The following is a 20434-nucleotide window of genomic DNA, read 5'->3' as shown; positions in this document are numbered from 1 at the left end:
GCGAAGGGGCCACACCTGTTCCCATTTCGAACACAGAAGTTAAGCCCTTCAGCGGCGATGGTACTGCGTGGGTAGCTGCGTGGGAGAGTAGCACGCTGCCGGGAGTATCTTTTCGCGGGCTTTGCATCCTTAGGGTGCAAAGCCCGCGCTTTTTTTATGCCGGCGCTTGAACGGGGACATGAATCATGCAATGGGAGCACAGGCTTCCAGCCTGTGATGTTCCGGCCCCGGGCTTTCGATCCGGAGTTCGATGGTTCAACGGTCAACCCCCCAGTCGGTGGGGGCACGGCGCGCCGTGCACAAAAGGTGAAACCGGAAAGGAAAATATACCTATGGCCGCAAAATTGATGGCCGGGTTCTGGCGCTGCATGCTCTCAATACCGCCCTCGCTGTGGGAGAAACAAATCGGCAAGCAGAAAAGGAAAATTCGGCGTGAACTCGGCTTCATGACCGAGGAGCATCGAGCGGTTCACCACTTCATCGTTCGCGAGCTTCCGAAACTCGCCGAGCCAATCTCGCCGGAACTCGCCGCGCAGAAGCTGTCGATGCCGGTAGAGCGCGCGCAGCAGGTATTCGACGACCTCGAACAGCACATGACCTTCATTTGCAGAAACGAGGAAGCCATGGCCGTTTGGGCGTATCCGGTAACGGTCCAAAAAACGCCGCATCGCCTCACCTTCAGCACGGGCGAGCGCATCTACGCCGCCTGAGCGATCGACGCGTTTGCGACGCCCTTCGTGCAAGGGCGCTTACGAAGAGAATTTCTGTCGGTGACCATCGATTCCGATTGCGCGCACTGCTCAAAACCGTTGCGTATCACCATAGACAGCGACCTGAATTACCGAGCCGAGGAGGACGGCTGCGAGCCTATTGTCTTCGTGCCGCACGTGGATTTTTCGGCCATCGAAGACAAATGCATCATCAACGCATTCTGAAGCGAGAGTGTGTTCCTCTGGTCAGAGGAACATGCGCGCGAGTATCGCAGGCGCAAGCACCGCGTCCCCGGCGTGTACTTCAAGCCCGAACAGGCCGTCTTCGTCACCAAAGCCATCCAGAGCGAACTTTTTGGGTTTCAAGAACGCTAAAACCCTTTTTAAACCGCAAAGGCGCAGACGTCGCAAAAGAAACAGGAAAAATGGAGCGTCTCGATGAAACCCCATTAATTTGTTGCTGTTTTTTTATTCTCGCGGATATGGCTGTCCCGGGTCTCGCAAGTCGGCCTCCGGAAACCAATTTCGAAAAAGGACAATTATCGGAGATAACGGAGTCAACAGAGCGCGGCCGCGCCTCAACCAAGACGAAGACCCCGCGCTCGCGCAAGGCCGGCAACAGCGCAAAGAGAGCAAAAAAATTGCGGACATATGTCTGCGCCATCGGCATCGAAGACATGATAGTCTTCTGGTATCGTGTCCCCGGATTTCGAACTGCAAAGATTTCTACAGGAGATAACGGAGATAACGGAGATAACGGGAGGCAACGGAGGAACCCGCTTCCTCCCTTCAACGCTCCCGTCAGTTGTCATGCTGAGCGAAAGCGAAGCAGCTCTCTTTGCTGACCATGCGGCCAAGCATCCTGCCCGTTTGCTGCCTTCTCCCACACCTTGACCGATACATCCTCTTTTTCTTCAGAATTTTGCATTTTGGACCTTGGACATCCGGGAGCCTTTGCGGGGCCTTGGGAAAAAAATGGGGTCGCCTGCACATTTTACAAAACATAAGACGTTACAGTCCTGGAAATGACGCGTGTTTGACGGCTATTGAAAAACGCGTCGCGTCTTCCACGTCTGCCCGCGCTGATTGGATAACTCTGAGTTAGCCAGATTCCCACAACTCCTACGACTGGATTCGCTTCCTCTCCTCGCATCTAAAGACTACAGCCCAAAGCCCGCCTTTCCAATCTGAGATAATCTGCGCAATCTGCGGATTGCCAATCCGTTCCGCTTCGGTCTCTCTGCTTCATGAAACTTGTCCAGAGCCTGAAGGATCAGCGGATAAAAAACCATTCGGATGAAATCTCCGCTCTCCGCGGAGAGATGTTTCTATCGGCATCCATCTGCGTTCATCGGCGGTTGGAAAATGAGTGCGATTTCCTGCTCTTCCTGTGGTCTGTTGACTGGGGATTGAATCTCTAATCCGTGATTATTCGTGAAACTCAGTGGTTGAAAGAGAGGGCCTTCAGATGTGCGAACGCCATCGTTTCATGGTATACTTTGGCAATTCGGGCTCAGTTTCGCGAACGGCAGTGTAGAGCAATGACTGAATCTAAAGGGATTCCCATTCAAGGCCTTTTCTCACGATTCTATGACCGGCTCACCGCAATGTTCGGTTACGGAGAGGCGTTCACCCGAAAAATGGTCGATGAAGCATCGCTTCGGAACGGGGAAGAGGTGCTGGATTGCGGCTGCGGAACCGGCGCATTAGCCATTATGGCCAAACAGATCGTTGGGGAGAAAGGACGCGTCTCTGGGTTAGACCTCTCGTGCGATCAGCTTCAAATGGCCCGGAGGAAGACGCAGAAGGCGGGATTGGAAGTTGGATATTACAAGGGTTCCATTGATGATCTCCCGTTTCCGGATGCCTCGTTTGACGTCGTTTTCTGCACGATGACGCTTCAATATCATGTCCCTCTGGATGTCAAAAGACGCGCCTTCCATGAAATGCGAAGGGTTTTGAGAAAAGGCGGCAGGCTTATTATTGCCGATTTCGGACCCCCGGCTCATCTGTGGGGATGGATTCCGTTCTCGCTGATCGTTCTCAAATTTCTTTCTCACTCGTGGAGCCGCAACAGTTTGTTCAAACCTTTATCGGCATCACTGAGCGAAGCGGGAATACAGGTTTCAAAGGAATACGTTTTCAAGCAATACATCCACGTCATTATTGCTTCGTACTAAACATTCGCGGAATTCTTAGTGGAAGGTGTTTTGCTGTCAGTCGTCGTTTTGTTGGTGTCCTGGCGCCTTGGTGGTTCGTCTTTTTCTTCGTGATCTTCCTGTTGAACCCGCCTGCCGTTTCAGAATATAATTGATCCCGGTTGTGGCGCGCGGGACATTAGTAGCAAAGGGAGAAGGTAGTGATCCATGCAGCTGACGACTGACGGCATTTTGGTATTAATCCTCGGAATCTGCTCGTACGGGTTTTCCGGTCCAATCGCGAGGGCTTCCTGGCAGATCAATCTGCGCACCGGAAGCGAAACCTCGGAACAAACTTTCCTCAAAATCTACGAGGCAGCCGGCATCATTTTCATTTTCTGCGCGGTGTTGATGTTCTTCGGCGTTCTGCCGCTGAAGTGATGAAAGGCAGACCTCAGGCTCATGCCATTCGCTTAAGCGACTCCGACTGCTTTTTGTACGGACTGCATGCTGCCGCTCTTTCGGATTTCCCCCCGTTGGAAAACGGGGACAAAGTTTTCCCTATAACCTGAAGTCAGAAGCCTAAAGCCTGCCTCTCCCAATATTGACATGCCGCGGGGTTTGTTATAGTCTGAGTGACGCGGTTTTACTGGTTCGATGCATGAGCGGAATAATAGCTGTTAGGTAGACCGGGTTTTTTACTGGGGGGACAATCGACGTGATGCACGATGAGAAACCGTGGCTGAAGCATTATGATGCTGGAGTCGCACCCGATGTACCTGCGGCGGACACAACTTACGCTCACATGCTCGAGGAGAGCTTTTCGGATTTTGCGGACCGCGCGGCGCTGCACTTCATGGGTGTCACGCAGAAGTTCCGCGAGCTTGACCTGCTGTCGCGCCGGTTCGCCGCATTCCTCGGTGAGATCGGGTGTGGGCCGGGCGACGTCGTAGGCATTAATCTTCCGAATACGCCCCAGTACCTGATCGCGCATGCGGGCGCCCTGCGGGCCGGATGCGCCGCGACCGGCGTCTCTCCGCTGCTGACGCCGAAGGAAATGGCGTATCAACTCAATGACTGCGGCGCGCGTGTGCTGGTGACGCTCGACGCCATTTTCGAGCAGCGGGTGACGAAGATACATGAGAAGGTCGCGAAGCTTTCACATATTGTTCCCACCGGCATAGCCGATTTCCTGCCCTGGCCGAAACGCACGCTCGGCAGGCTCCTCAAGAAGATTCCGACAGGCAAGATATCGCCGCTGCCGGGGAAAACGGTGATTCATTTTCGGAGGCTGCTTGAGTCGTATCCACCGAAAGCGCCGAAGATCGATATCAAGCCCGAGAACATCTGCCTGATCCAATACACCGGTGGTACGACCGGCATGCCGAAGGGGGCGGAGCTGACGCATGGGAACATGGTGTCGAACCTTCTTCAGAGCAAGCAATGGCTGGATACCAAGCGGGGCGGCGAAATCTACATATCCGGCTTTCCGTTCTTTCATTTGGCGGGCCTGATGTACGGCATGAGCGGAATGGGGCTCGGCAACACGCAGATTCTGATTCCGGACCCGCGCAACACGAAACACATCTGTGACGAGTTCGCAAGGTATCTTCCGACGGCGATGGCGAACGTGCCGTCGCTTTACCAGATGCTTTTGGCCGAGCCGATGTTCAAGACGTTGAATTTCACGCAGGTGAAGGCGTGCCTTTCGGGCGCCGCACCGTTTCCGGTGGACTCGTTCAGTGCGCTCGAGGCGCTGGTGGGCGAAGGCAAGGTAATCGAGGTATACGGAATGACCGAGGCGAGTCCTCTCCTGACGATGAATCCGTTCAGGGGCCTGAAGAAGATCGGGACGGTCGGCATTCCGATCCAGAGCACGCACATGAAGCTGATGGACCTGGAGACCGGCGAGCGCGAGGTGGCGGTCGGCGAAGAGGGGGAAATCATCGCGCGCGGCCCGCAGATAATGAAAGGTTACTGGAAAAAGCCGGAGGAGACGGCGCACGCGATGCGCTCGATCAGGGGCGAAACATGGCTGTATACGGGCGACGTAGCCAAGATGGACGCCGACGGTTATTTCACCATTGTCGATCGCGCGAAGGACATGTTGAACGTGGGTGGATTCAAGGTGTTCTCGAAGGAAGTCGAGGAAACGCTGTACGAGCATCCGGCAATTCAGTTCTGCGCGGTGATCGGCCTCCCGAATCCTGAGCGCCCCGGCAGCGAAGTGGTGAAGGCGGTCGTCCAGCTTTCCGCCAATTTTAAGGATAAAGACCGCGACGCGATCGAGCGGGAGTTGATGCAGTATTGCCACGAGAACATGGCGCCGTACAAGCGGCCGAAATCGATCGAGTTCGTCGAGAGCCTGCCGCTGACGGCGGTCGGCAAGGTGGATAAGAAAGCGCTGAGGCCCAACAAGTAGTTCAAAGTTCAAGGTTCAAGGTTTCAAGTTTCAAGTGCGATTAAAAAGCGGGCGCGATGAATCGAGCGCCTCCGTGTGATGGGCAAATGCAACGAACGAAGTTCTCCAAAGTTCCGGATCAAAAGGGGTGAGTGCGAATGGTTCCGCGGCATTTCGAGAAGTACTTCAAGACGGAGAAACACCGGCAGTTCGACACCGACTTCTTCAAGGGCGCCGAGAACTACGAGGCGTGGGACGAGATAGATTTTGAGTCGCAGGACGAGATTCCGGGCGAGCGCACGTTTACGATCACGGCGGACGACATGAAATTCTATGCCGAGGCCGCACTCGACGATAATCCTCTGATGCATGACGAGGATCTGGCGAAAAAGTCGGCATACGCGCAACTGATGCCGCATCCGCTGTTCATCACGCAGATTGCATTCTGGTGCATCGGCGCGAAGGGGCGCGGCAATTGGGTGAGAACGCCGGGCGCGCGCAATCCCGGACAGGATATCGAGATATTCGAGCCGTTTCGTGTCGGCGAAACGATCCATATCAAGGCGCGACCATATGACCGCTACATCAAGAGAGGAAAGTATTATCTGCAGTACAAGGCGGATTTCTACAATCAGCACGATGTCAAGAAGGCCTCGTGGATCGCGACGCTGATTCTTCCGAAGACGCGAGCAGACATAAAGAAGTTTCTCGAAGGCCGGCGAGGGGTGGACGTGTGATGGAGGAGCCCATGAAGACATTGACTTTCGACTCGGTTCAGGTGGGCGAGGAACTGCCGCCATTCATCCAATCGGTAACGCAGGAAACGTTCTGGAAATTTGCAGTCGCTTCGCTCGATTACAACCCGGTCCATTGCGATCCCGAGTGGGTATCGACGGCTCAGCCATTCGGGATTCCGCAGACCGTCGGCCACGGGATGATGACGATGACGTTCATGCTGTCGGTCGTCTCGAACTGGGCATATCCCGCGGGGCTCCATATCAGGAGAATGACATCGAAGTTCATCTGGCCGGTGCTCGCCGGCTGGACCGTGAAATGCACCGGGACCGTTTCGGAAAAGCATCTGATCAGTCCGGGAAAAAACTACGTCATTGTGGACCTCAAGGCGGAAAACCAGGACGGAAGAGAGTTGGCGGTGTGCCGGACGGAAGTGGTGTTTCCGGAAGATTAGTTCAAAGTTCAAGGTCAATTGAGAGAAATACAAACCACAAAGGGCCGCCCGTACGACGGTCAATGACGGCGGGTAATAGGCGGGCGGCTACATGGGGCCGTCCCTACAACCGCAGGCAGAACGCCCGCGCCATCAAGGCTTCACATTTGCCTATCAATCCACTTCGAATCGGACCATTCCGGAAACCTGGAACATCTCGTCGGAAAGCTTGTTGACGTTCAGAAGAGCAGGCGCGATAACCAGTGCCCGCACTTCCATGAAAGGCTCAGTCAAGTCGCGCTGAACCTCGATGTTTCGGATGGTGACTTCATGAGCGGCCAATACTTTCTCAACATTCCCCAGCAGATCGGGCGCGCTGCGGGCATATAACGTCATGGTCTTGAATTTCTGGCGCTTCAGATAAACATGCTCGAACCGGCCGAGGAAATGAAGGGTGAGCAGGATCGCCGCGATCGTAAGCGCGGCAGCAAAGTAGTAACCGCCTCCGACAGCCATGCCGACGCCGGCGACTGCCCACAGGCTCGCTGCGGTCGTCAGTCCGCGCACGGTTGCGCCGAGCCGCAAGATTGCGCCGCCGCCGAGGAAACCGATACCGGTAACGATGTTGGCGGCGATACGAGTCGGATCGCTGACGACTGCGCCTGTGGCATCATGGGCCATCGCAATTGAGACAACAGTGATGAGCGTCGAGCCGACGCAAAGAATAATGTGCGTCTTCAGGCCCGCCGGCTGGTTGTGCCGCTCGCGCTCGAGCCCGATCAGTCCTGCGAGAGCGATCGACAGCACGATCTTGAATACGACAACAAGATATTCGTACACGAGAAAACCTCCCCCGATGCAATCAAAAAGCCATACATTGTTAGTCTAGCTAATGAAAGAAGTTATGTCAATAATGGCTGCCGACTGATGCGCGAATGATTGGAAGGATATCGGAAAGTATAGAACCAAAGGGGTAAAGAAAGATTGCAGGCAGGATGCCTGCGCTACGTGCAGGAATGAAAAAAAGGAGAGCGGCTTACCTCACAGTGAGTCTATCTCAAAATGCGCCGGCAGCCTGTTCTAGTAGCGCACGAGTTCTCTGCAGATGCGGTCGCGCGCCCGCTTGAGGGAATAGGAGCCGTTCTTGAGGCCGTTCGCGACGATGGAGAACGCGAAATTTTCGGTTTCGCCGTCAGCATAACCGGAGAAGGCGAACACGCCTTTCAGCGAGCCGGTCTTCCCCATCACCCGACCGGGAGGCACCATGGTAACCATCGATTGCAGCGACTCATCGGAGCCGACGGTTGCAAGCGACTCCCGATAGACACTGCGCCAAGGGCTCTTGTCCATATATTCGAGCAGTCCGGTGACTGAGTGGACGGTGACTTGATTCGTCCTGCACAGGCCGGAGCCGTCATGCAGATCGATGTCCTCGACGGGCAACCCGATCTTTTGGGTGAACTCGTGAATTGCGCGCGTGCCGCCTTCAAACGAGGCGCCTCGCCCGGTGCGGAGCCCGATCTGCTTGAGCAGCAGTTCGGCGTGCAGGTTCTGACTGCGCTTGTTGACCACCTTGATCATTTCGGAAAACGGAAGCGAGCGCCAATTGATAATGGGATCAAGTCCCGGCGGGACCGCCGAACCGAGTTCTTCCTCCAACTCGCGCGCGCGCCCATGAACCTTGATGCCTTTTCTCTGCAGACTCTCCTTGAAGACGGTGGCGGTAAAAAGCGCGGGCGTCTCGACGGGAACATTCAGCAATTCCTCTTTCTTTCCCATCCAGATTCTGCCGCGTAATTGAACGTCGGAACTTCCGCCGCCCGACGCCGCCCACACGGAGTTGTTGCGGCGGCTCGTGGTGTTTGCCTGATTTATGATGCGGGCGTAGCTGCTCTCGGGCGATTCCTTGATCCTGGGCTTTTGGCCTGGCGCATTCCCCGGAACAACGCAGATATCAATGCAGTTGTCGTTGAAAGAAAGCGCACTCACGCGGGCCGCATACCACTTCTGAGAATCGGCGGCCGGCCAGGGCCCGTAGTAGCAGGAATCGAAATAACTGTCGTCGCCGATGATGTCGCCCTTGATCTCTCGCAGGCCGAGCGACTTCAGGTCGTCGACCACCTGATCGAAGATCTCGGTCGGATGCTCGGTGAATCTGCCTGAGATGTTCGGGTCGCCGCGCCCGTAGATGATGAGGTCGCCGTCCAGGTTCCCTCGTTCGTCAATGTCGCCCCTCAAATAGAATGATGTATTCACCGTGAAATCGGGCCCGAGGTAATTCAACGCGGCGGCGGTGGTAAAGAGTTTTGTATTCGAGGCCGGCACCATGAGGCGCCGGGCGTTTCGCTCGTATACGGTTTCGCCGGAATCGAGCGATACAACTTTGACCGCTATTGTGCAATTTTCGGCGACTTCGCCCAGGATGGAATCTATTCGGGCCGCCAGAGTTTCAAATGAGGATGTTTCTGCGGCGATGCCGGATGAAGCAGTCAGAATGAGTAAGAAGAAAAGTATGAAGACATTGATTCCTGTTTTTCGCATACCTTCTCTCTCTGCATTTTACGCCTTAACCTTTGTAACCTCTGTTCGAACTGGAAAATCAGAGCGGCCGCGCCCGCGCCCGATGTCGCCTCTCTGATTTCAAGCGCTGTGATCGCGCGTCGGCAGGCCTCGCATGCTGAGGCAAAATCACGCCGCCGATGTTCGTAATACTTTGCCAGTTCCTCCAGTTCGAATATCGCCGAAGCTCCAGATTTGCTCAAGTCCTCCTTCCATAGCCTTACGGCGCCGTCCCAATTCCCGGCTCTCTTGTGCGTGAGCGAGAGCAGCTTGCGGCAGTTTCGGCCCAGCGGGTCGGGCAAACCCGCCTCCAGCGCCCGCTCGAAACAGGATGCAGCCAGTTCGACCTGGCGCCTGCGCTCGAAGAGCGTGCCAAGCCCGTACCAATCCTCGCCGTGCTCGAAATCCGCCTCGCGCGGATTCTCGACGGCTTTCAATATCAAATGCGTAATGCAAGCCAGCGTCAGCAGGTCCAACCGGTTATGGAGCAAAATTCGTTCCATAACGTTTCTATCTGCCGATCTGAGATAGGAAAAAAATGCCTGGGGTATCATCCATCCGTCGATATCATTAAGACGTTGGAACTTAAGGATATCGGCCTCGACGGTTTTTAGCGAACAATCTTTCAGGCGGTGTTTCCAGAGGCGACGCGCGGGATGGAGCATATCGAGGTGCAGTTTTTTGGAAATCGTTTGAGGGACGCCATTTAAGACAAACCTTCCCTCGATGACGGGCACGTCAAACGAACGACCGTTAAAGCTGGCGAGATATCGAAACTGGTCCAATTTCGCGCAGACTTTCTGAAGCAGGTCGCATTCAGACGGGAAATCGTTCAACAGATATTGTTCGACAACGAATCCATTCGGCGAGAGATAGGCGATGCCGACAAGGAACGCGCAAACGCCGATGCCGCCGGACAGGCCTGTCGTTTCCGTATCGAAAAATGCAATTTGATCGAAAGAAAGAGGCAAGTTCCCAAGATTTGGAAACAGGAATTCGAGCGCGTGCGGAAAATCTTTTTGTGTTGGCTGAAAGTTGTAGGTCCCGTGCCGGTAGTCGGCCGGAAAGGTATGGACAGAGTGCTCGCATAGAGAGGAAGAAGAGAGGGAAGAGGCAGGAGCCGGAATGGTTTCCGGTTTCGCCGGCCTGGTGTACCTGTCGAGCTTGTCCCGCAGATTCATAGAGCCGCTTCCGCCATTAATATGTCCAGCAGCTTCAGAGCGCTCTTTTTTCCCGTTTCCCCGATTTCGAGCGCGGGGCCCGCGCAGGAGGGGCACCCGCTTTCGCAGGCGCAGCCGGTGAGCAGCTCGCGCGCGATTTCGAGGAGCATATCGTGCATCCGAAAGATTTTCTGGCTGTAGCCGACGCCGCCCGGATAGTTATCGTAAATGAAGATGGTCGGCAACTGGCTGAAGGGGCAGCGCACCATGCTCACGGAACGGATATCGTTCGGGTCGCACATGATGTAGATCGGCACAACGTTGACCAGCACGTTCGAGAGTGCCTTGAGTCCGCCGCCGAGGTCGCCCTCGGTGAGGCCCGCATTCTCGAGGGAGTCGGGCCGGAAATCGATCCAGTAGGACGTTGTGTGCATCTCCTGTTCGGGCAGGTGAATCCGGCCGGACCCGATGTTTTCATGAGTGTGGAACTTTATTTTCTTGTACATGACCGGCAGGGTTGTGACGCTGACCTCGCCGTGCGCCTTGGCGCCGTGCGCGAGATTGGAATGCGCCGCCACGTCCAGAACCTTGATCTCCGTTTTCGATTCGGCGTCGGTGTAATAATCGACGTCGACCTGTCGGCCGTACGCCTTTTGATGTTCGAAATCGAACCGCTCGATCTCATACTGGCGGCTCTCATGGATATAGATGGCGCCTTCATATACGGTGAGCGGGGCGGCCTGGAGGTCGATCTCGCCAATGACGCTTGCATTCTTGGTCACATCGATGATGACAACATTCTCGGGAGATGCGCTCCGCAGGCTCACCTCCTCGGCCGGATACGTATCGGCCGTATAATACCAGCGCCCGTCGGCGTGCCTGAGGACGCGGTGTTCCTCGAGGTACGCGAGCAGGTCCGCAATCGTATCGACGCCGAAGCTCTCACCGTCGCGGAACGGCAGTTCGAAGGCGGCGCACTTGATGTGGCTCATCAGGATAATCAGGTTGTTCGGGTCGATCACGCCGTTCTCTGGCGGCTGCGCGAAGAAGTAGTCGGTATGGTTAATCAGATATTGATCTATTGGCGCGCTGCTCGCCAGCAGGAAGGCGGCGGAGACCTTGTTGCGCCTGCCTGCGCGGCCTGCCTGCTGCCAACTGCTTGCCACCGTTCCCGGATATCCGGCCATTACGCTCACGTCGAGCTCTCCGATGTCGATCCCCAGCTCGAGCGCGTTCGTGCTCACGACTGCCATGATCTCGCCGTCGCGCAGGCCGTGCTCGATCTCGCGACGCTCGTTCGGCAAGTATCCGCCGCGATACCCGCGGATGAGGCGGTCGGACTTGTGCATTTTGCGAACGGCTTCCTTCAGATAGGTAACCAGGATTTCGACCCGAAGCCTGCTGCGCCCGAAGACAATGGTCTGGATGTCGCGATCGAGAAATTTTTGCGCCAGCCGGCTGGATTCCGAGACAACCGACCGTCGAATGCCGAGCTCGCGGTTAACGACCGGCGGATTATACAGAACAAAATGCTTTTTCCCCGCGGGCGCTCCGTTATTAGAGACGAGCGAGACCGGTTTCCCGATGATCTTTTCGGCCAGTTCCTCCGGATTCGCGATCGTGGCGGAACAACAGATGAACTGGGGCGATGAGTTATAGAACTCGCACAGCCGCTGCAGGCGCCGGAAGACATTGGCGACGTGGCTGCCGAAGACGCCGCGATAATGATGAAGCTCGTCAATGACGATATACCGCAGCTTCTCGAACAGCTTGATCCATTTCGTGTGGTGCGGCAGGATGCCGGTATGCAGCATGTCGGGATTGGTCACAACAATATGGCCGGAGTGGCGAATCGCCTTGCGAGCCGAAGACGGAGTATCGCCATCGTAGGTATAGGTGCGGATGTCCTCGCCGAGCGCCGTGATGAGGCCGTGCAATTCCGCAACCTGGTCCTGTGAGAGCGCCTTCGTCGGAAACAGGTAGAGGGCGCGCGCATCGCGATCCGAGAGCAAGGTGTTGAGCACCGGCAAATTGTAGCAAAGTGTCTTGCCTGAGGCGGTCGGAGTTATGATGACGATGTCTTGGCCGTCCTCGAGACGATCGAGCGCGGTTCGCTGATGGGAATACAGTTTTTCGATTCCGCGGGTACGCAGGACTTTTTGCAGGCGGTCGTCGATCCGCGACGGGAAATCTTCGAGGACCGCTTCCCGCGGCGGAATCTCGCGCCATTCGGTCACGCACTGCATGAACCGGGGCGAGTCTTTCAAAGTATCAAGGACCTGCTCGAGGTTCATAAATATTCTTTTAGATGGAGCGGACAGGTGATGACCGCTTTATGTTGTGGTTTTGTTCTGATTGTACTCCAGTAATAGGATATCGTCAACGAAAAAATCTTCTCAAGAGGGAGAGAAGGCGTCTGTCACCGCAAGCAAACCGGGACACGAAGCGCCCACCCAGCGGCTCTTGAGTAACTTCTCCCGGTTCTGCCAGATACTAAGCTTGTTTCGCCTTTTGTTTTGTGGGGGACTTCTTCTTCAGGATATGTTCCGAGAGGCGCTTGCCGAGGCCGATGATCGTGAGGACAGTCGGCCGGTCGAGCGCCTCCGGGAAAGTACTTGCATCGCACACGTAGAGCCCCTCGACCTCGGTTTTCAGGTTCGTATCGAGCATATCGCCGATACGGACGGTGCCGCTCGGATGCGTTCCGCGGAGAGGGGAAACAAAGATGGAATCCGAATCGCAGCCTGCCTTTATCAGGATTTTCCGGCAGACGATCGAGGCATGATTGAGGCGTTCCTGGTCGCGCGCGGTCATCGGCTTGCTGATTTTGCCTTCCATCGTGATGCCGCCGGCGATCTCATCTTTCACTTTGATCATCATGCCGATCGTGTTGCGGTAATGAACGGCGGTGAGGGGATATTTGGGACCCTTGAGCGCCATGATCATCGGGTACAGCAGCCACGGATCGATGAGCGTACTCAGCATGTAGCCATTGTCGTCGTCGCACCAGGAGATGCTCATGGGAGGATCGCAGGAGTTGCCGCGGAAGTTGGCCACGCCGTAAACCATGACGGTCGGGTCCATGGTCATCCCCTTCCCGGCGTCAAACAGGCCGGAGTGCTGCAGGATGATCGGAGAGCCGATTCCGCCCGCGGAAATGACGACGGTGTCGGCCAAAATCTCAAACGGGTTCCCCTTGAGTTTTCCGCGCACGCCGATTGCCTGTCCGTGGTCGATCATGACGTCGGTCACTTTCGCTTGCGTGATCAGTTCGCAGCCGGCGGCTACGGCATCGTCGACGAACTCGGCGGCCGACCACTTGGCGCCGCAGCGACAGCCAAGCATGCACTTGGCGCCGCAGTCGTATTGAGTTCGTCCCGGGTCCATGAACTTGTCTTGCGGCTCGAAGTTATACCCGATTTCATTGGCGGCTTCCATGACGCGTTTCGAGGCGGAACCCATCAGGTGGTCGGGCAGCGGAGCGATCTTCAATTCTTCAATCGTCTCGCTGACCTGGTCGTCGATGTCGACCTTATACTTCTCCTTCAGCCATGCAGGCGGGCGCGATGCGCAACCGCAGAAAAGGTTCGTTGCTCCGCCGACAAGCAGCGGGCGGATGATGTTGAGCCCCTCCTTCGTCATCAGCATGCCCATCTTGTCGCAGTAGAGGAGGCATCCAAAATGTGTCCCGTAATAGAATTTGCCGCGTTCATCCTTGCCGCGTTCGAGCAGGACTACCTTTTTTCCCGCGCGAGCAAGCTGGCGGGCGACGGTCGCTCCGCCCGGTCCGGAACCAATGACAACGACATCGGCTTCTTTTCTTCTGAATGTAGTGGTCACGGTGTCCTCCTCGTCGTGTCGAAGCGGGATCTTTGACCCGCACCTTTTTCGGCTGAAGAGACAGAGAAGTTTATGCAGACGCTAGCGCAATTTTAACCCAGTCACGGAGCGAAAAGCAAGCGTTACCGGCGTGTTTCGATCGGGTAATGATTCTTTAGCTCTCGCGTGATCTCTTCAATATGCTCGAGTCCGCGGGTCTCGAGATGCAGCGTGACTCCCGTTTTCCCGAATGGAGCCTTTGAAGACGTGCGATCATGCTCGATCGTCAATACGTTCGCCTCGAGCCTGGCGACGTGGCTCAGCAGCGCGTGAAGAGCGCCGGGGACATCGTCGAGACTGACCTCGATCGTCATGAAGCGGCCCGCCTTGGCAAGCCCGCCATCTATTATCTTGCCGAGCATATTCACATCGATGTTGCCCCCGCTGAGAACGGGAACCACATTCCGGCCTTTCGCGATGCCGGAATGAAAAAGGAGGGCCGCCACCGGCACGGCGCCTGCGCCCTCGACGACCATCTTGCAGCGTTCCAGGAGGTGAAGGACAGCGGCGGCGATCTCGTCTTCTTCGACGGTAACTACCTCATCGACTAGGCGCTGGATAATCGGAAACGTCAACTCGCCGATCTGTTTTACGGCGATGCCGTCTGCAAGAGTGCGGCAGGAGGAGATCTTTACCGGCTTCCCCTGCTCAAGAGCCGCTTTCACCGAGGCGGCGCCGGCAGCCTGGACACCGACAATCTTTACCGATGGCTTCTTCTCTTTTATGGCGGTGGCGATGCCGGATATGAGGCCGCCGCCGCCGATTGCCACTATTACGGTGTCCACGTCCGGCCATTCCTCGATGATTTCGAGGCCGATGGTTCCCTGCCCTGCCATCACATCGTGATCGTCGAACGCAGGAATGAACGTGGCGCCGGTTTCATGCTGAACCGATTTCGCATACTCGGCGGCTTCATAAAAACCTTGCCCTTCAAGAATCAGGGTGGCCGGATAGCGGCGCATCCCTTCGACTTTGGCGAGCGAAGTCGCTTTCGGCATGACAATTGTGGCGTCGATACCGGCCTGCTGGGCTGCATACGCGACGCCTTGCGCATGATTGCCCGCTGAGGCGGCGATGACTCCTTTGCGTTTCTGCTCGCCGTCGAGCAGCAACATCTTATTGCTTGCGCCCCGGATTTTGAACGAGCCGGTCTTCTGGAGGTTCTCCGGTTTGAGGCGCACATGCAGTCCGGTCATCGAGCTGATCGAGCTTGTTTCCATCAGAGGCGTTCGGTAGATGGTACTCTGGATGCGTTGAAGCGCTTCCCGCACGGACGTCGATGATATCGTCATGGATTTTCCCTTTGTAGATCGCTTTCCCAAGAGAGGTTGCCTCGCGCCTGTGAGCTGCTTTGAAAAATGAGAATGTTTTTTCAGTCGAGCACCGGAATCAAGTGACGACGCCGTTGTTCGTGCACACGCTCTTGATTTTGCAGGTAAAGCATTTTTCCGCTACCGGGTTTTTCGGGCATTCGGCGAGGATGCCCAACCGACTGATGGCGAAGTCGTATTTAACCGGATCGTGCGGATCGAGTCGCTTCAGATTTTCCGTTATCTCTGCCGCCATCGGCCAGCCGGCGCACGTGCGCCTGGTCAGTCCGATCAACCTGCAGATTCGGGCGACGTGCGTGTCGAGCGGAATGATGAGGTTTGCGGGCGAAATGAATTGCCACAAGCCGAAGTCGATGCCGTCATCCCGCCGGACCATCCAGCGAAGGTACAGGTTCAGCCGTTTGCAGGCGCTGCCGCCGGCAGGCGAAGGAAAAAAGAAGCGGACTCCCGCACCGTCGGGCAAGATACCGTCGGGATGAACCGGCGAACAATCGAGCGTGAGCACCCGCTCGACAAAATGTGAAAGCGACTGCCGGATGTCTTGGCCGTTTCGACAGCCGGCATTGAAGAACCCGCCGATCGAGCCACCGATCTCGAGCATTTGCTGGATATACCACAGAAGAAGAACGATGTCATCCGCCGTATTAAATCTGTGAGTAAAACCGGAGAAGCTGGAGCGGTCAATGGGGCTGAAGCCGCGCACATAGCGGGCGGGCCTCGTCCCAAGTATTGCCAGAAGGCGCTCGAGATTGCGTTGAATCATCTTCACGTTCCCATAGGCCAATGAACTGCAGATCAGGCCAACCACTTCCCGATCGACAGGATCGCGGTACCGATGAACGAACCAGATCGGATCGGAGGAAAGATATTCCTTATTATAGGTGCTCTGCAAGCCATCCAATTTCTTTTTGAGAAGAGGAAGCTTCATTCTTTAATGCATTCACTCATCCAGTTCCATAATGGATTTTCAAATTCAGCGTACCATAGAGACCGAAACTGGTCAAGGGAGGGCGAAGGGTGCTGGGGCAATCCCGGGGCCGGGAAGAACCCTCGGCGAATTGGCGGATCAGGCCGCTTCGAGAACAAGAAGCGTTACGTCGTCGGTGAATCCGGCCGAGGAAGAGCGGGTTATCTGTTTGATGAGCGATTCGGAGATTTCCCGAGGCCGGAGACGGTCGGCGTTCAGGCTTCGGCAGAAGGAGAGCAGCTCCTCGATCGAGATCTGGATGGTGGAGTTGATTTTGACGTTCAGAAGCCCATCCGTGTAAAAAAGGAGAAGGTCGCCCGAATTCAGCCGGGTTTCGATCTGAAAGTATCCAGCGTTGCCGATGATCCCGAGAGGCATCCCCCCGTTTTCGGGGGCATGCAGCACTTGCCAATTCCGCTCTGCCTTCTGGTACTGGAGGAGGGTGGGATGTCCTGCATATGCATAAATGAGTTCCTTATTGATTCCGCGATAGGTGGCGGCGACCATCGTAACGAATTTTCCGTTGAAAAGCCTGCGGCGGACCGATCGATTGATGGATTCCAGGAGCCTGCTGTTATCAAGTTCGTCAATGTATTTCTGGAGCAGTCCCTTTATCGCCGATGCCGCGCGCGATACGATATCTCCATGTCCGGAGACGTCCGCTATGACTATTTTCGAAATGTTCTCTTCCTCGCAGAAAGAGAGGAAATGGAGGTCTCCCCCCTCGGAGGCGTTATATGGCCTGCTCAGGAGAAAACCCCTCAGGTCGCCGATTTCGATATCCTGTTCTATTTTTTTATTGCCCCCCCACGCTTCCCGGCACTGGAACACGGGGGGAGGAACCTTTTTCATGGGCGACATCCCCTTCGTTCACCTTCCATTATGCGCAATTATCTTGTGCAGGGAAAATCTTTGCAGAGCGACAGCTTGACTTGACATTCCTCTCTTTTTCAGGATAGAGTAACGTCACTTTAAAGCCATCTGCAACGAATGGGGAAAGGGTGCAGGATGGGTATTGAAGTGAAATGGCCTGAGAAAAAGGAGGCGAGAAAACCGCCTTCGAAGAAGGCCAAAAAACCCGCCAAGGTGTCTGCAGTAAAGTTTCCTGTCCTTTTGGGCGCGGCTTTTCTGGTGCTGATGGCTGTCGCCATCGTCTTTCTGAGGCTGAAACCGCTCTCATCGAATCGTCCGCCTGACGAGGTTGCAGCGGCGGCGCTGGGGGCTCTTTCGGCCGGTATCAAAGATGATTTTCTGAGACACGTCGACATCAGGACGTTTGTGTCGCAGATGGACTCGACCGGCGTCACCCGAAGGGATTATGCGCAAGCCAACTGGCGCCGGAAGAGGGAACTTGAATCGGTCCACGCCCAGTTACTGTCCGAGGATATCTTTGTCGGCGAAAATACCGGCAAATCCTATGAGATTATCGGGAAGGATATCAAGGAAACTTCGGCCGTCATCATGATCCGTCCCTGGATCCAGTGCGGCAACAAGCTGTACAAGCGCCTCGTTTTGGAGAAGCGGACGCACGGCTGGAAGATAACCGGCCTCGCCTCGCCCGATGCCTGATAGTATACACACTGATTTTTGAAAAGCTGATCCCCGCCGTGGTTGCCTGCCGGCAGCCCGTGCACTCTTCCGTCTTATTCCCCCGATTGTTCCCCCCGATATCTTTGCAACTGCCAATAATGATATACTTGTCGCCGGATTTTCTTTGGAATGTTACAAAAAAGGGGAGGCGCAGGAACTTGAACGAAAAGAAGAATCTCTCCGCTTTGCCGAAAATTCTTCTCATCGCTGCGATCCTGATGCTTGGCCTCATTGGCTTCGGCGTCTCCAAACGCGAAAACCTTCAGCGCATGTGGAATGTCTACACATTCTTTGACGAGGACAAGCGCATCGAAAACTTCCACCGCATGGATCGGATCATGCCCGCCCGAACGATTCATCATGCGGGGCCGGCATTCCAGTTTCAGCGGAACGAAACGGAGCTGAATCCGTTCTATATATTCAATGGCGAGTCCAAAAAGGTTGATGATTTCCTGGCGGAAACCATCACGACGGGACTCCTGGTGGTGAAGGACGACATCATCGTTACAGAACGATATTTCCATGGTGTTTCCAAAGACTCGCTGTGTACGTCGATGTCGGTGGCGAAATCTTTTGTCTCCGCACTGGTGGGGATCGCCATTGATGATGGCTTGATAGCCGGCGTCGAGAAGGCGATAACGGATTATGTTCCGAAGCTGAAAGGTTCCGGTTATGAGGGAGTGCCGATCAAGCACGTCCTGCAGATGTCGTCCGGCGTAAAATTCAACGAGGAGTACGATAATCAATCTTCCGATATCAACACCATGTTCCTCAAAATCTTCGGGCTGGGACAGCCGATAGACGATTACATGGCGAAGATCAGGCCCGAGTTTCCCTCAGGGACGACCAGCTACTACCGAAGCTGCGACACGCAAGCGCTGGGGATGCTGATTTCGGCGGTGACCGGCAAATCAGTATCGACATACCTCGAAGAAAAAATCTGGAGCAAGATCGGCATGGAACATGACGCCTTCTGGTGCACCGACCTGAGCGGGACCGAGCTTTCGTTCGCCTTCCTGAACGCAACGGTGCGGGATTATGCCAGATTCGGGCGTCTCTATTTGCATAACGGAAACTGGAATGGGAGCCAGATCGTTTCCGAGAAGTGGGTGCGGGAGTCGGTCACGCCGGATGACCCGAACCTGCAGCCGGGGCCGAAGCCGGAAAGTTACGAGATTTCCTTCGGCAATTTCGGCTATCAATACCAGTGGTGGATTCCGGAGCATTCGGACGGCGAATTCATGGCGATCGGCGTGTGGGGTCAATATATCTATGTATCGCCAAAAGATAATCTCGTCATTGTCAAGACCAGCGTGGACCCCCACTTCGCCGACAACAACTATGAGCATGATGAAGAAACTGCGGCCGTTTGCCGGGCAATCGCGCAGGGACTGAGAAGTGGGGGTTCTGCGGGGACGATATGAAGGAGCTTGATCCGCAGATTAATTTGGAAACCGCAGGCCAGGTGTCTGCTGGTCTTGGCTGATTTTTCGGCAGAGAAAAAAAGCTCGTCGTCCGCAGATCATCTGCCGAATGAATTCAATTCCTCACAATGGCACGCGTCGCAATAACCTTGGCTGATAGTGATCATCAAGTTTTCTCTCGAATTGTCGAGTGTGCCCGCTGATATCCTGGATTCAGGTTGGATAAGGACAATATTCCGCTCTTGTATCTTCATTTCTCGCTTGATAATGTCCAGGATGCCATTATATGTCTCAGGCAGCCTTTCAATCGTCTGCCTTAAACCCTTCGGGAAGTTTCGGGCAAACAACCCTGTCGCTAAACGCTCCAGGAAAGAGCGCGATCGTATGAATCCCTTGGGGTTCGGTGAGATCACGATCATGTCGGTGGCTCCCGCATCAAGGGCTTTTTTGATTCCTATAGGTACTGAGAGAGCGCCGTCGACGTAATCCTGTCCGGCGATCCTCACCGGTCTTCCATAGGAAATCTCTGCTGCTTTGGTGGCTCTCAAGACTTCGAAAAAATCCACATCGTCATGGTTCGAGAAGTATTCCGCCTCGCCTGTTCGGTAATTTGTGACCGGGATGAATAGTTCGGTCACCTGGGATTTTAACGCTTCGACATTCAATCTATCCTGCTGCTTGAAAACGACGTCGATCAGGTAATCGATGTTCAAGAGAGGGTTCCCGAGAAAGATATTTCTGAAGCTCAGGAATTTCCACGTGGAGAGTAAATTCGTCCAAATGTTTATGATAGAGTCGAACTGTCGCGTGACATAGTAGGTGAGCGTTCCGGCGCTGCCCGAGGTGGCTACGGCTATGTCGACGGACGTTATGTGAAAGTTTTCTATGAGCGCTTTGATCACTCCAACCACGTAACTCGACCGCAGCCCTCCTCCTTCTGCAACGATACATGTCCTGTGGTTCATGAAGAACGTTCGTCTTTTCATCTTGACTCGGTAGTGAATAAAAATTATACCACAAAGAGGGGAAGAGAATGCCCGACGGTTGAGCGACTGGCTCCTGCTCCGGGGAAAGGGGCCATTCCACGAATTCACAAAAGCGTGAATT

The 20434-nt window shown here is 55.2% G+C and carries 18 protein-coding genes and 1 rRNA gene; 10 read left to right on the top strand and 9 right to left on the bottom strand.

From position 1 onward, the window contains the following. The 8 genes from rrf to C4520_04465 form a co-directional block, all read left to right on the top strand. Nucleotides 1-104: ribosomal RNA gene (rrf, locus tag C4520_04500) — 5S ribosomal RNA — on the top strand; the annotation flags it as partial. A 228-nt stretch (nt 105-332) separates the two neighbouring features. After that, complete coding sequence (locus tag C4520_04495) at nt 333-710, top strand: hypothetical protein (GenBank protein RJP24267.1); 378 nt, start codon at nt 333-335, stop codon at nt 708-710. A 425-nt stretch (nt 711-1135) separates the two neighbouring features. Continuing rightward, complete coding sequence (locus C4520_04490; GenBank protein RJP24266.1) at nt 1136-1555, top strand: hypothetical protein; 420 nt, start codon at nt 1136-1138, stop codon at nt 1553-1555. A gap of 696 nt (nt 1556-2251) precedes the next feature. Next, entirely contained in the window at nt 2252-2890 is a 639-nt protein-coding gene (locus C4520_04485) for a class I SAM-dependent methyltransferase (GenBank protein ID RJP24265.1), read from the top strand. 186 nt (nt 2891-3076) lie between these two features. Next, nucleotides 3077-3289 (top strand): hypothetical protein, encoded by a 213-nt coding sequence (locus tag C4520_04480; protein RJP24264.1) that lies wholly within the window; start codon nt 3077-3079, stop codon nt 3287-3289. A 280-nt stretch (nt 3290-3569) separates the two neighbouring features. Next, on the top strand, nt 3570-5270 hold the full coding sequence (locus C4520_04475; GenBank protein ID RJP24263.1) for an AMP-dependent synthetase: 1701 nt from the start codon (nt 3570-3572) through the stop codon (nt 5268-5270). 137 nt (nt 5271-5407) lie between these two features. Continuing rightward, nucleotides 5408-5986: a hypothetical protein gene (locus C4520_04470; GenBank protein RJP24262.1), complete on the top strand. Its 579-nt coding sequence runs from the start codon at nt 5408-5410 to the stop codon at nt 5984-5986. After that, nucleotides 5986-6438, top strand: coding sequence for a MaoC family dehydratase (locus C4520_04465; protein ID RJP24261.1), 453 nt, complete (start codon nt 5986-5988; stop codon nt 6436-6438). The genes C4520_04470 and C4520_04465 overlap by 1 nt, the downstream gene beginning before the upstream one ends. A gap of 153 nt (nt 6439-6591) precedes the next feature. Here C4520_04465 and C4520_04460 read toward each other — a convergent pair whose 3' ends face one another. The 8 genes from C4520_04460 to C4520_04425 all read right to left on the bottom strand — a co-directional run bounded on the left by C4520_04460 (nt 6592) and on the right by C4520_04425 (nt 17174). Then, entirely contained in the window at nt 6592-7275 is a 684-nt protein-coding gene (locus C4520_04460) for an MgtC/SapB family protein (GenBank protein RJP24260.1), read from the bottom strand. A 222-nt stretch (nt 7276-7497) separates the two neighbouring features. Continuing rightward, entirely contained in the window at nt 7498-8958 is a 1461-nt protein-coding gene (dacB, locus tag C4520_04455; GenBank protein ID RJP24259.1) for a D-alanyl-D-alanine carboxypeptidase/D-alanyl-D-alanine-endopeptidase, read from the bottom strand. Next, nucleotides 8907-10157, bottom strand: coding sequence for a hypothetical protein (locus C4520_04450; protein ID RJP24258.1), 1251 nt, complete (start codon nt 10155-10157; stop codon nt 8907-8909). Before C4520_04450 ends, dacB begins: the two co-directional genes overlap by 52 nt. Continuing rightward, a complete protein-coding gene (locus C4520_04445) occupies nt 10154-12430 on the bottom strand; it encodes a DEAD/DEAH box helicase (protein ID RJP24257.1) in 2277 nt (758 codons plus the stop codon). Before C4520_04445 ends, C4520_04450 begins: the two co-directional genes overlap by 4 nt. A gap of 199 nt (nt 12431-12629) precedes the next feature. Then, entirely contained in the window at nt 12630-13976 is a 1347-nt protein-coding gene (locus C4520_04440) for a GMC family oxidoreductase (protein RJP24256.1), read from the bottom strand. A gap of 122 nt (nt 13977-14098) precedes the next feature. Next, nucleotides 14099-15307 (bottom strand): threonine ammonia-lyase, encoded by a 1209-nt coding sequence (locus C4520_04435; protein ID RJP24255.1) that lies wholly within the window; start codon nt 15305-15307, stop codon nt 14099-14101. A gap of 97 nt (nt 15308-15404) precedes the next feature. Continuing rightward, nucleotides 15405-16274, bottom strand: a complete 870-nt coding sequence (locus C4520_04430) for a TIGR02757 family protein (GenBank protein ID RJP24254.1) — start codon at nt 16272-16274, stop codon at nt 15405-15407. A 138-nt stretch (nt 16275-16412) separates the two neighbouring features. Continuing rightward, nucleotides 16413-17174: a serine/threonine-protein phosphatase gene (locus tag C4520_04425; protein RJP24253.1), complete on the bottom strand. Its 762-nt coding sequence runs from the start codon at nt 17172-17174 to the stop codon at nt 16413-16415. A 147-nt stretch (nt 17175-17321) separates the two neighbouring features. Here C4520_04425 and C4520_04420 point away from each other — a divergent pair, with 147 nt between their 5' ends. Next, nucleotides 17322-17882, top strand: coding sequence for a hypothetical protein (locus C4520_04420; protein ID RJP24252.1), 561 nt, complete (start codon nt 17322-17324; stop codon nt 17880-17882). 119 nt (nt 17883-18001) lie between these two features. Continuing rightward, nucleotides 18002-19327, top strand: a complete 1326-nt coding sequence (locus tag C4520_04415) for a class C beta-lactamase-related serine hydrolase (protein ID RJP24251.1) — start codon at nt 18002-18004, stop codon at nt 19325-19327. Between the two features lie 98 nt (nt 19328-19425). Here the strand turns inward: C4520_04415 and C4520_04410 are convergent, their stop codons facing one another. After that, nucleotides 19426-20313, bottom strand: coding sequence for a hypothetical protein (locus C4520_04410; protein RJP24250.1), 888 nt, complete (start codon nt 20311-20313; stop codon nt 19426-19428). Nucleotides 20314-20434 lie beyond the last annotated feature (121 nt).

The sequence above is a fragment of the Candidatus Abyssobacteria bacterium SURF_5 genome, from assembly GCA_003598085.1.
Classification (GTDB): Bacteria; Abyssobacteria; SURF-5; order SURF-5; family SURF-5; genus SURF-5.
This window is presented reverse-complemented; position numbering and strand designations above follow the sequence as displayed.